General features: G+C 67.3%; 1 pseudogene. It reads left to right on the top strand.

From position 1 onward, the window contains the following. Window positions 1–223, top strand: a pseudogene (locus E4K09_RS18120) (apolipoprotein N-acyltransferase); the annotation flags it as partial.

Below are 223 nucleotides of genomic sequence, written 5' to 3'. Positions count from 1 at the left end.
TTCGGCTTTGCGCTGGCCCGCCTGCTCTGGCTTCCCGACGGCTCGCGCATCCTGGCCTTCGCGTTCGCGCTCACGGTGAGCGAAGTCCTGCGCGGCCATCTCTTCACCGGTTTCCCCTGGAACAATCCCGGCATGGCGCTCGGCCAGAACCTCTGGCTCATGCAGAGCGCCGCGTTCCTCGGCCTTGATGGCCTGTGCTTCCTCGCCCTGGCGATCTGCGCCT

It is taken from the genome of Microvirga pakistanensis (genome assembly GCF_004458765.1).
Lineage (GTDB): Bacteria > Pseudomonadota > Alphaproteobacteria > Rhizobiales > Beijerinckiaceae > Microvirga > Microvirga pakistanensis.
The sequence above is the reverse complement of the archived record's forward strand: the minus strand, read 5'-3'. Positions and strand labels throughout refer to the sequence as shown.